Here is an 11,977-nt window from a genome sequence, read left to right as displayed (position 1 = left end):
TTGAGGAAGTATGGACTTTATTGAAGTATACCCTAATGCGTTGCCGAATGACTTGTGTGACCGTCTCATTCTGGCATTTGAGCAACATGCTGGCGTTGTTGATGGACAAACGGGCAATGGCGTCGATTTGGAGAAGAAGATCAGCCGCGATTTGACCTTAGATAGTTTCGTCGACCTGCAGCCCATCAGAAATGAACTCTTAGGTTATACCTTAAAGGGCGCGGTAGATTATTTCACAAAGTATTCAATGGCATTAATGGGTGCGGTTGCTGTGTCAGTGAGTGATGAGCAGGGCCAACCAGTGACGCTAACTCCGACTAATTTTGCGACGCTGGGTGCGCCTAGGGCCGATGGCTTAGTGAAGTATTTGTATCGCAGTGGCAGTATTAATATTCAAAAGTATCAGCAAAATAAAGGCGGTTATCCCCATTGGCATTCGGAACAATTCCCGCAGAATGGCCACAATGAAGCTCTGCATCGCGTCGTGCTCTATATGTTTTATTTAAATGATGTGGAAGAGGGCGGCGAAACCGAATTTTATTATCAACAGCGTAAAATCTCCCCCAAAAAAGGCACTATGGTGATAGCGCCTGCGGGATTTACTCATTCACATCGGGGAAATAAACCTGTGAGTGGTGACAAATATATTGCCACTTCTTGGATCATGTTTAATCGAGCCGAACAGTTATATGCGGTGATTGCCTGATAGTATCTCAGTTTCTTACACTGGGATACGGATCCTAAAGAGCGCCCCTTCTAAGCGACTTTCTTCAATTTTTAAGCTGCCACCGTAGCTGTGAACGATTTCATCACAGACAGCTAATCCGATCCCTTGCCCAGGAGACTGAGTATCGGCACGCACGCCACGTTGGATAATCTTCTGTCTTAAGCTTTCTTCAACACCAGGGCCATCATCTTCAACAATAAGTTCAAACTCACCTTGTGAGTTAATTTTAGCCGATACATGCACTTGGCTGATACACAGGCGGAAAGCATTTTCCATAAGGTTGCCACACAGCTCCATTAAGTCACCCTTGTTGCCGGGGAACATCAAAGAGGGGGATATGTTGGCCGAGAACTGCACTTGTTTTTCTCGATAAATTTTAAACAACATTTGTGCTAATTGATCGACTAAGGGCGCAATAACAGTTTGTTCTTGCTTCAGGCCTTGGCGGCCTAACATGGCCCGTTTTAATTGGTATTTGACCAGCTGATCCATCTGGCTGACTTGTTCCATGATCTTTTCGCTTGCCGATTGTTTACTCAAACTGGCGTCATCTGTAATGGCATGCACGGCGGCTAAGCGGGTTTTAAGACTGTGTGCCAAGTCATTCATAGCATTTTGATAGCGCTGTTGTTGGGCACTCGATTGTTGCAACATCTGGTTGAGTGCTTGCGTTACGCCTTCAAGTTCAACAGGATAGCCCTCAGAAAGTGATTTACTCTTACCTTGGTTAATTGATTGCAGTTCGTTTTGCATCCGTACCAAGGGACGCATGCCCCAATAGGCGGCGCTGACCAATAGAATTAAGGCTAAGGCCAACACCATGGCTAAACGAATATAAGTACGTTTACTGAACTTACTGTATTCTTGCTCCAGTTTGGCGGCATCTTTCATGACAAGGAGGTTGTAATGCACACTGGCAATTTCTACCGCGAGCAAATAGACGAAATAACCTCTGTCGTCAGCCATGGTGAGGTAGTAGGGCGGGGAGTCGTTACGGATTTCGTTAAAACGCTCACAGGTATCAAATAATCCACGATCTACTGCGAGGGATGAGGTCCAAACCTGCTTAAATTTGTCATCGCAACTCGCTATTACATAGCGCTCTTGTTTATTATTTTCTTCTAACCAAGCACTGGTATCGGGGATAAGATCGTGCTCCCGTAATTCGGCGGCGACTTGGGGAATTTCGGCAATGAGTTGGGCCGTTTCTTCGTTATAACTATTTTGCGCATGCAGAATATTAACCATCCATGCGAGACCAAAACCCACTAAGGTAATAATTGATAGTGAGGTGAGAAACATCCGTGTCAGCAGACGTTTCTTGAATTTTAATCTTAATTGCATGGCAGGTTAAATTTATATCCTTGGCCGCGGATGGTCACTATGGGGTTATCGATACCATCGCGGGTCAGTTTTTTACGCAAGCGGCTGACCATAACTTCAATCGTATTGGGATCGCCTTCCTTATCACCATAAATCACATCGAGTAAACGTTGCTTGGCGACAACCTCATGACAATGGCGCATCAAATATTCGAGGATTAAATATTCAAAGGCAGTGACCTCCATGACTTCGTCACCCAGAGTGACTTGTTTGGCGGCGAGATCGAGTTTCAATTCTCCACTGCAAATCACGGGTTTAACAAAACCTGCGCTACGGCGCACTAAGGCATCAAGCCTTGCGACAAGCTCTTCTTTTTGAAAGGGTTTCACTAAATAGTCATCGGCTCCGGCGTTTAGGCCTTCAACTTTATCCTGCCAATTAACTCGTGCCGTGAGAATTAATATTGGTGCTTTAAGACCGGCTTCACGGAGCTGTTGAATTAAGCTAATACCATCTTGATCGGGTAGCCCTAAATCGACAATGGCGACATCGATGGGATAATTAGTGGCTTGATAAAAACCTTCTTTGGCAGTCAGTGCCACTTGAACTTGATTGCCGAGATCGCTTAATTGCACTTTTAAGTGGTGGGATAAAATAGGATCGTCTTCAACAACCAAAATTCTCATAATATAATGCCTTAAAGTGTATGAGCTAAGCTTTAGCAAACTAGTCTACGCAAAATCACACTGATAACCAAATAGAGGATCAGCATATCTTAGTTGAACTTAACCTTTGCTGACCGAGTTGAACTTGTGGTCAAAATAAGTACTAATTTATTGTTGAATAAGAAGGTTTTGCTATTAAAGTGTTAGCGTATCGGGGAATTTCCCCAAGGCGATTTTTGTTTTCTGATCCGCAAAATGCCGTTGCCACACATAATCGCGCCTAAGGTAAATAACATCACCGCCATCATGATAAAAGACAATCTCAACCAAGGCATTTCTTGCGCTAATCGCAGATGTACCGCTTCAATGGTTGTGACGCCCCATACGGCAAAGACACTTATAAATAATAAAATTTGTAATAAACGAAGTAAGTAAACTGAGTTAAAAAATAAGACCAAAGGCGCAAGTGCAAAAGGAATGGCAAAGTTAATTTGTTCGTAACGTACGAAGTGGGCACTCAATAGCCAGCATGCAATCAGGATCCAAAGACTTCTCCACCACATTTATACCCCTCCCATTAAACGTATTAAAATAGTAAACATAATGTATCTAAAAACAAACTTCCGTACTATTGGTGTGTTCACATTTTGCTAACAATAGACATGTTAACTGTATTGCGTTCAAACAAAAACGCCCAACACTGAAGCTGGGCGTCATTTTGGTCTTTGTGAGGTTTAGTTCGATTTATCTAAATGATGAACTTGCTCATCAAAACTTCTAGCAACTTTACCCGCTTGAGTGTTGTTAAACACTTGCTCGTTAAATTCGCCCTCTGATTTAGCAATAATTACAGTTGCTACGCAATCACCAGTGACGTTTACAGCAGTACGTACCATGTCGAGTAAGCGATCGACACCGATAATCAGGGCAATCCCTTCCACTGGCAAGCCAACTTGATTTAACACCATGGCCAGCATGATAAGTCCGACACCTGGAACACCCGCGGTACCAATTGATGCTAACGTGGCAGTCACAACAACAACGGCATAATCGGTTAGTGAGAGCTCAATGCCAAAAACCTGCGCAATAAACACAGTGGCAACACCCTGCATGATTGCAGTGCCATCCATATTAATGGTAGCGCCTAACGGTAGCGTAAAAGCGGCGATTTTATTATCGACACCTAATCTATGTTCAGACGCTTCTATGGTAATGGGTAACGTGGCATTTGAACTGGCGGTTGAAAAAGCAAACAACTGCACATCGCGCATTTTACGAATAAATATTAAGGGATTGAGGCCTGAGAAAAGTTTTAGAAGTGTAGGGTAAACAACAAACGCATGGATCAGTAATACACCTAAGACCACGAAGAAATATTTAACCACACTACCAAAGGTCTCTAAACCGAGTGTTAATGCAAGTTTTGCCATCAGCGCAAATACACCATAGGGCGCGAGTTGCATTATCAGTGTCACGACACGCATGATGACTTCATTTAAATCTTCAAACAACGCCGCAATACGTTTGCCTCGCTCACCAATATGGGCAATAGCAAAGCCAAAAATCACCGCAAAAATAATAATTTGCAGCATATTACCTTCGCTCAATGCCTGCATCGGATTGGTGGGCACTATGTTTATCAGCACATCAGCAAGACTTGGGGCTTCTTTTGCGACGTACTCCATTTTTTCTGACGCCAGTGAGGCGTTCCCAGGATGTATAAGGACTGCGCTGACAATCGCAATCACTAAGGCAATGGCGGTTGTGAATAAATAAAAGGCGAGGGTTTTCCCCCCTAAGCGGCCTAATTTTGAAGGTTCACTCAGTGAGCAAGTTCCGCAAACTAATGAAATAAAGACTAAAGGAACGACTAACATTTTTAAGCTGGAGATGAAGATAGTACCGATAACATGCAAGAAACCTTCAGTAATATAATCTTTTACTATATCGCTTTCTGGAAAGGCATTGCGGAGAATGAGGCCTAAAGCAATACCTGTTCCCATACCGATCAGAATTTTACTTGTAAGGCCGAGTTTATTTTTTATAGAAATTGCCATAGAGAGTCCTGTGTGTTTTTTATACATTCTATTTTTTGGCGCTCACAAGACTAGCAAGAAAATCGTGAAGATGAAATGACAATTAATGTTAAAGTATTTATCAAATTTGCGAAATAAAATAAGATAGTTATGGGAAAGTTGCGTGAAAATTGTGTAATGTTAGCCTATAAGTAATAAGCGTCTCGCTTAGGTATTATCATCAGAGTAACAGGGAGCCTGACAATGAAGTCAGCGTATAAGGTTTTTCTCGCAGGATTGTGTTCGCTTTTATTATTAGCATGTGGTGGTGGAGGCAGTATCTCTGATGATGGTTCCGGTACTCCGCCGACGTCAAGTGTCATTAGTGTCACTCTTAGTATTACTAATACGGATATTTCTGCTTTAGCACCTGCCACAGTATCAGCTAAAGTTGTTGATTCGAAACTCGGTTCCTTGGCTGGTGAATTAGTTACTTTTACTCTGAGTAATTCTAATATTGGGTCTTTTGATCCTAGTACGGCAACGGCATTAACGAATACCGAAGGTGTTGCTACTATTATTTTAAATACAGCAACTATTGCGGGTGCAGGTACTGTCACTGGCAAAGTTGATACTGGGGAGTCTGGGAAAATTGGTTTTGTGATGAAAGGTGATGGCGGTGAAGCGGGTGGAGGTGCACAAGTTAATTTAGCCTTAACTGATATTGCAGGCTTACCTATTCAAACTATTACATCCTTAAATCCAGGTAAGTTAACTGCTACTATCACCGGCATTAATAAACCCACGATAGTGACCTTTGACAATGATATTGGGGACCTTCCTATCAAAACTGCTGTAACAAATAGTCAGGGAAAGGCTAGTGTTGATATTTATGCTGGTAATACGTTAGGTGCAGGAACTATCGTTGCCTCTTTAGCTAGTGGTGAAAAAGGTAATACAGTAGTGGTGGTTGGTGCTACAAATGTAGTCATGGGTAGTGGAAGTCCTTTTGTTGCTGGTAAAGCAAGTGTTAGTTCAAGTGATTTAACTGCAGGTGGCACCGCGACTATTTCTGTCGTTATCCAGGACGATCAAGGTAAGCCTTTTACCCAACCTGTGGATGTTAAGTTTTCATCGGCCTGTTCAACTAAATCATCACCAGAAGCCATAATAAGTTCACCCGTACCCTCTGTGAATGGCGTAGCTACAACGACTTACCTTGCAAAGGGCTGCGTTGGAGATGATCCTATTAATGTTACTGCTAACGCAGGTGGATTAAATCTTTCAGCTACGGGCACTATTAAAGTACTTCCTGCTAACGTGGGAAGCATTATATTTATGTCTGCGACACCGCAAAATATCGCCATTTTAGGTACAGGTGGCTCAGAATCTTCTGAAGTTAAATTTAAGGTACTTGACACAAATAGTAATCCGGTAAGTAACCAGTTAGTTAACTTTAGTTTGAACACTACGACGGGAGGCATAGTGCTTGACCCATCAAGTGCAACGACTAACAATCAAGGCATTGTTCAGACAGTTGTAAGAACGGGGACTGTTGCTACTTCGGTAAGAGTAACAGGTACTATTGCTGGTTCTTCGCCAGTTATTTCAAGTCAATCAAGTCAGCTCATCATCTCGACAGGGATACCCGATCAAGACAGTTTTTCACTTTCTGCAACAGTACTCAATGCTGAAGGTTGGAACGTTGATGGCACCAAAGTGACCGTTACTGCACGCCTAGCCGATGCATTCAATAACCCTGTTCCAGATGGCACAACAGTATCTTTTACCACTGAAGGTGGCTCTATTGAAGATGCTTGTCAGACTGTTAAAGGTACATGTAGTGTTGTTTGGACGAGTCAGTTAACTCGGCCTGAAGGGCAGTCTCTTATTGACGCAACAGGCGCATTAATTCGCAATCCTATTGCGACACTTGCGCCTAATTTAGGTAATTATTATGGCCAGAAATATGGTGGTCGAGCAACTATTACTGCTACTGCGATTGGCGAAGAATCCTTCCCAGATCTTAATGGCAATGGTCGCTTTGATTCTTCTGAAGCAACAGCATTTTTAACTCAAAAGGATGTAAGTGGTAAGCCATTTGATTTGGATGATGCTTTCAATGATTATAATGAAGATGGCATTTTTAATCCTCAGCAAGCGGGTGGGCAAATTGGTGGGGAATTAGAAGAGTTAATTGATTTTAATTCTAATGGTGTTTTTGATATAAAAGATAGTAAATATAACGGTGTACTCTGCTCTGAGCCTGCACATGCTGCTTGTGCTGATGGTATTACAGATTCAAAATCACTATATGTGAGAGGCAGTTTAGTGATTGTCATGTCAGGAAGTACTGCTTATGCGACTCCGATTGCTGATGTGCTTATCGACGATAGTTACAGCATCAGCAAAGACCAACGTATTGACTTAATAGGTAAAGATGCCGCTACTGTTTATTTCACTATATCTGACTTACATAACCAACAAATGCCTGCTGGTAGTATTGTTAGATTTAAAGCAAGCGCAGGTTCTGTTGCTAGTAGTGCTCAATATATTTGGCCAAGTAGTAACTATAACGCGGGACGTGAGTTTAGTGTGACACTGAAAGGTGAAGAGCAACCTAATGCAGGTACTCTTATTGTTGAGGTTGAAACCCCTAATGGGTCAGTGACTCAGGTTCTATCTATTCCGATTAGAATCAGCTAGTTTTAAGGACCTTATCCAAATAAAAAGAGCATCTAAGGTGCTCTTTTTCTATTGTAGGTCTGTCGAATTTTATAATGATGTAGTTCAAAAAGTTAGGAATAATTCCTAACGCTGGAACTGATACACGCTACCTAGTTTCATGATCTGTGTCAGTTCATCCAGAGCTGTTCGAGATTCGATGATTAGCTGAGGGTCTGCAAGATCTTGGGTGGTTAATCTGTCTCGATAATGTTTGTCTACCCAAAGGTTTAAACGAGTAAATAAAGCATCATTCATCAGAGTGTGTTGATTTACCGCTGCGACTTCCACTTCATTCATGGCGACACGTAAACGAAGACAGGCAGGGCCGCCACCGTTTTGCATGCTTTGTTTTACGTCGAAATAAAGCACTTGCTTAATCGGCGTGTTTAACGTGAGTAATTCGTTCAAATAGGCAAATACCGCGGGATTTTCTTGGCAATCCGTTGGGGCAATAATTGCCATTTCACCGGATGGCAATGTAATAATTTGAGTATTGAATAAATAGCTTTTGACTGCGTCGTTAATTGCTACTTTCGCGGTGGGCACTTCAATGAAATACAGCTCAGTGTCGAGTTTACGTTTAATTTCATCGATCTTATTCTGGGTATTTAAGAAGGCTTGTTCGTGGTAGAACAGGACATTTTGATTACCTACTGCGATAACATCGTTATGGAATACACCTTGATCAATTACATCAGGATTCTGTTGGATGAAGACGCAATTATCGTCTTCCAGCTGATGTAAGCGTGCGACTGCCATCGACGCTTCTAAGGTTTGTCTTGCAGGATATTTTTGCGGTTTAGGGGCATTGGGATTAGTGGCTTCTTGTCCATAAACAAACAGCTCAACACCAGCATGGCCGTATTCATTGCAGAGACGAGTGTGGTTTGCGGCACCTTCATCACCGAAGCTATTATGCTCAGGTAAGTGACTATGGTGATGAAAATAGTGGGGATCACTGAAAGTTGCTGTTAATATGCGCCCCGTTGTCAAAGGCTCGATGCTGCGATGTAGTTTATCGACTAAATTTGCTGGGGTGAAATGCAGTTTGCCGTCACGTGTATCTGCACTTGGTGAGACTGTAGCGGCATTGGCTGTCCACATACTGGAAGCACTGCAACAGGCATTAAGTAATATGGGCGCTTCTTTTGCCGCTTGTTTTAATACATTAGCATCAGAGCCAGAAAATCCAATTCGGCGCAATGTATAGAGGTCTGGGCGCTCTTGAGGAGCTAATATTCCTTGAACCATGCCCATATCGGCTAGTGCTTTGGCTTTTTGGAGTCCTTGTTTTGCAGCAGCTTTGGGGTTGGAAACTAAGGCGGCATTGCTGAGAGAGGCGACATTGCCAAAAGACAACCCTGCGTAATTGTGTGTTGGTCCAACGAGTCCATCAAAATTCGCTTCAAAGTGCTTCATTGCTTATCCTTGTGATAGGGAAAGTTATTATTTGTTCATATGGTCCCTGAGGGAACCCAGTATACTGAAGCTTTTCGAGTGCACAAGCGGACGGTTTTGTGCTCAAAGCGACTTTTTCACGATAAATGCATAACTATTTCTTGCTTGCTGGCAAATAATGAAATATTAGTTTTTAATTACGCATATTATATTTTTACATTTTTTCAACTTTGATTAAAAAGTGACTCGCTGGTACATATAAAAGAGGGATTAACTTGAAACTATCAGTACAACCCTCTATATATGGTGCCAATTTCCACCTTCTTGAGATTTTTTGGCGCAAATTAAACTATGGGTAAATCGCTAGTTATTGTCGAATCACCGGCCAAAGCTAAGACTATTAATAAATATCTTGGCAAAGAATTCATCGTTAAATCGAGCGTAGGTCACATCCGTGATCTGCCGACATCATCGACTTCAGAAGGCAATGAAAAGGTTAAATCCGCTGCCGAAGTTAAGAAAATGTCGCCAGAAGAAAAAGCTCAATATAAAAAGGTGAAAGATCAGCAAGCGCTAGTGTCTCGTATGGGCGTAAACCCTGAAAAGGGCTGGGCGGCTAAGTACCAAATTTTGCCGGGTAAAGAAAAAGTCGTTAAAGAGTTACAGGCACTTGCCGATTCTGCTGACCAAATCTATCTCGCAACCGACTTAGACCGTGAGGGAGAAGCTATCGCCTGGCATTTGCAAGAGGTGATTGGTGGTGATCCTTCACGGTATCAACGTGTTGTTTTCAACGAAATTACTAAGTCTGCGATTCAAGATGCTTTTAGTAAACCGTCGACACTCGACACTAACATGGTTAATGCCCAACAAGCCCGCCGCTTCTTAGATAGAGTTGTCGGTTTTATGGTGTCGCCGCTGCTGTGGAAAAAAGTTGCTCGCGGTTTATCCGCTGGGCGAGTGCAGTCGGTTGCCGTGCGTTTAGTGGTTGAACGCGAAAGCGAAATCAAAGCTTTTGTGCCTGAAGAATTTTGGGATGTACACGCAGAGCTCAATACGCCCGCTCAGGAAGCTTTGCGGATGGAAGTGGTTAAGCATCTAGATGCTGCCTTTAATCCTATCAATGAACAGCAAGCGATGGCTGCGGTTCAAGCATTATCTGCGGCAAGTTTTACTGTGCTGGCCCGCGAAGATAAAGCGACTCAAAGTAAACCATCGGCTCCCTTTATTACGTCGACACTGCAACAGGCCGCGAGTACACGCTTAGGTTTTGGTGTGAAGAAGACCATGATGATGGCGCAGCGACTTTACGAAGCTGGTCATATCACTTATATGCGTACCGACTCGACCAATTTGAGTCAAGAAGCCGTTGAAAACTTGCGCGATATGATTGCCAAAGAATTTGGTGATAAGTATCTACCCGCCGAACCGATTCGATACGGATCAAAAGAAGGCGCACAAGAAGCTCACGAAGCGATTCGCCCATCAAACGTTCAAGTGCAAGCAGCGACCTTATCTGACATGGAACGTGACGCTCAGCGCTTATATGAGCTTATTTGGCGCCAGTTTGTCTCATGTCAAATGACACCTGCACAATATGATGCCACTAAGTTGACCGTAAAAGCGGGTGATTATGAGCTCAAAGCCACGGGACGTACCTTACGTTTTGATGGTTGGACTCGCGTACAAACAGCACTTAAGAAGAAAAACGAAGAAGACAATACGTTACCATTCGTGGCTCAGGGCGATGTATTAGCATTAAAAGAATTGCAGCCTAAACAACATTTTACTAAGCCGCCAGCACGATACAGCGAAGCTTCTTTAGTAAAAGAATTAGAAAAACGCGGCATTGGCCGCCCATCAACCTACGCAACCATCATTTCAACGATTCAAGATCGTGGTTATGTAAAAGTCGAAAATCGTCGTTTCTATGCCGAAAAAATGGGTGAAATTGTCAGCGAACGATTGGTGAGCAGTTTTGCTGATTTGATGAGCTATGACTTTACCGCCAGCATGGAGCAAACATTAGATGATGTGGCTCGGGGCGAGTTAGACTGGAAAAAAGTACTCGATGGTTTCTATGCTGACTTTACTAAGCAATTAGAAAAAGCGGAGCTGGCTCCTGAAGAAGGTGGCATGCGTCTTAACCAAATGGTGATGACGGATATCAAGTGCCCAACTTGTGGTCGTCCTATGGGGATCCGCACGGGAACGACTGGCGTTTTCCTTGGTTGCTCTGGTTATGAATTACCCCCTAAAGAACGCTGTAAGACGACGATGAACCTCACGCCTGGCGTTGAGGCGATTAGCGAAAACAGTGAAGATGCCGAAACAGATGCACTGCGTGCGAAGCACCGTTGTAGTATTTGTGGCACGGCAATGGACAGTTACCTGATCGATGAGAAGCGTAAGTTACACGTCTGCGGTAACAATCCAATCTGTGAAGGCTATGAAGTCGAAGAAGGCCAATTCAAGATCAAAGGCTATGAAGGTCCACTGATTGAGTGTGATCGCTGTGGTCACGATATGGAACTGAAAAATGGTCGTTTTGGTAAGTACTTTGGCTGTACCAATGAAGAGTGTAAGAATACCCGTAAATTACTGAAAAATGGTGAGGCGGCGCCGCCAAAAGAAGATCCTATTTATTTACCCGAACTGAAATGCAGTAAATCGGATGCCCATTTCGTATTACGTGATGGTGCGGCGGGTATTTTCTTAGCGGCCAGTACTTTCCCTAAATCACGTGAAACCCGTGCGCCTCTGGTTGAGGAACTGGTTCAATACCGTGAGCTGCTATGGCCTAAGTATCAGTATTTAGCGGATGCGCCAGTCACTGATGATGAAGGCAATAAGGCTGCGGTGAAGTTTAGCCGTAAGACGAAAGAGCAATACGTTGCGACTGAAGTCGATGGCAAAGCCACGGGTTGGTCTGCGCATTACGTCAATGGGAAGTGGGTGAGTGAGACTACCAAGAAAACCAAGAAAAGCGCATAGCGGTGGATTAAGCTAGCTTAACGACAAGAGAATAACAAAAAAGCCAAGTCAATGATGACTTGGCTTTTTTGTTTCGATTTTCTTTAGAGACTGATTTGTTGCTGTAGATAATGAGTCAGAAATGTTGC

Annotated in this window: 8 protein-coding genes; 3 read left to right on the top strand and 5 right to left on the bottom strand. The window is 43.2% G+C overall.

The window, feature by feature from the left end; all coding sequences use genetic code 11:
- Window positions 1-10: 10 nt before the first annotated feature.
- Window positions 11-706, top strand: coding sequence for a 2OG-Fe(II) oxygenase (locus tag GWI56_RS05320; protein WP_173244477.1), 696 nt, complete (start codon window positions 11-13; stop codon window positions 704-706).
- Window positions 707-721: 15 nt separating this feature from the next.
- On the opposite strand, the gene GWI56_RS05315 is transcribed toward GWI56_RS05320, so the two are convergent.
- From GWI56_RS05315 to GWI56_RS05300, 4 genes are all read right to left on the bottom strand, one after another.
- Entirely contained in the window at window positions 722-2,071 is a 1,350-nt protein-coding gene (locus tag GWI56_RS05315) for a sensor histidine kinase (RefSeq protein WP_028759713.1), read from the bottom strand.
- Window positions 2,062-2,736: a response regulator gene (locus GWI56_RS05310; protein WP_028759714.1), complete on the bottom strand. Its 675-nt coding sequence runs from the start codon at window positions 2,734-2,736 to the stop codon at window positions 2,062-2,064. Before GWI56_RS05310 ends, GWI56_RS05315 begins: the two co-directional genes overlap by 10 nt.
- 182 nt (window positions 2,737-2,918) lie before the next feature.
- Window positions 2,919-3,278, bottom strand: coding sequence for a hypothetical protein (locus tag GWI56_RS05305; protein WP_028759715.1), 360 nt, complete (start codon window positions 3,276-3,278; stop codon window positions 2,919-2,921).
- Window positions 3,279-3,449: 171 nt separating this feature from the next.
- The gene (locus tag GWI56_RS05300; protein WP_198572325.1) at window positions 3,450-4,772 is read right to left on the bottom strand and encodes a dicarboxylate/amino acid:cation symporter; all 1,323 of its coding nucleotides are present in this window, start codon (window positions 4,770-4,772) and stop codon (window positions 3,450-3,452) included.
- Window positions 4,773-4,994: 222 nt separating this feature from the next.
- Here GWI56_RS05300 and GWI56_RS05295 point away from each other — a divergent pair, with 222 nt between their 5' ends.
- Window positions 4,995-7,436: a hypothetical protein gene (locus GWI56_RS05295; protein ID WP_198572324.1), complete on the top strand. Its 2,442-nt coding sequence runs from the start codon at window positions 4,995-4,997 to the stop codon at window positions 7,434-7,436.
- Between the two features lie 105 nt (window positions 7,437-7,541).
- Here GWI56_RS05295 and astB read toward each other — a convergent pair whose 3' ends face one another.
- A complete protein-coding gene (gene astB / locus GWI56_RS05290) occupies window positions 7,542-8,876 on the bottom strand; it encodes an N-succinylarginine dihydrolase (protein ID WP_131523320.1) in 1,335 nt (444 codons plus the stop codon).
- 330 nt (window positions 8,877-9,206) lie between these two features.
- On the opposite strand from astB, the gene topA reads away from it, so the two are divergent.
- Entirely contained in the window at window positions 9,207-11,849 is a 2,643-nt protein-coding gene (gene topA / locus GWI56_RS05285) for a type I DNA topoisomerase (RefSeq protein WP_198572323.1), read from the top strand.
- The last annotated feature ends 128 nt before the right edge of the window (window positions 11,850-11,977 follow it).

It is taken from the genome of Shewanella sp. DW31, from assembly GCF_015767295.1.
GTDB classification, from domain to species: domain Bacteria; phylum Pseudomonadota; class Gammaproteobacteria; order Enterobacterales; family Shewanellaceae; genus Shewanella; species Shewanella oncorhynchi.
This window is presented reverse-complemented; position numbering and strand designations above follow the sequence as displayed.

Coding starts and splice junctions, on each gene's coding strand:
- GWI56_RS05295 (WP_198572324.1), top strand. CDS start 4,995: ATGAAGTCAGCGTATAAGGTTTTTCTCGCAGGATTGTGTTCGCTTTTA.
- GWI56_RS05320 (WP_173244477.1), top strand. CDS start 11: ATGGACTTTATTGAAGTATACCCTAATGCGTTGCCGAATGACTTGTGT.
- GWI56_RS05300 (WP_198572325.1), bottom strand. CDS start 4,772: ATGGCAATTTCTATAAAAAATAAACTCGGCCTTACAAGTAAAATTCTG.
- GWI56_RS05315 (WP_028759713.1), bottom strand. CDS start 2,071: ATGCAATTAAGATTAAAATTCAAGAAACGTCTGCTGACACGGATGTTT.
- GWI56_RS05310 (WP_028759714.1), bottom strand. CDS start 2,736: ATGAGAATTTTGGTTGTTGAAGACGATCCTATTTTATCCCACCACTTA.
- GWI56_RS05305 (WP_028759715.1), bottom strand. CDS start 3,278: ATGTGGTGGAGAAGTCTTTGGATCCTGATTGCATGCTGGCTATTGAGT.
- astB (WP_131523320.1), bottom strand. CDS start 8,876: ATGAAGCACTTTGAAGCGAATTTTGATGGACTCGTTGGACCAACACAC.
- topA (WP_198572323.1), top strand. CDS start 9,207: ATGGGTAAATCGCTAGTTATTGTCGAATCACCGGCCAAAGCTAAGACT.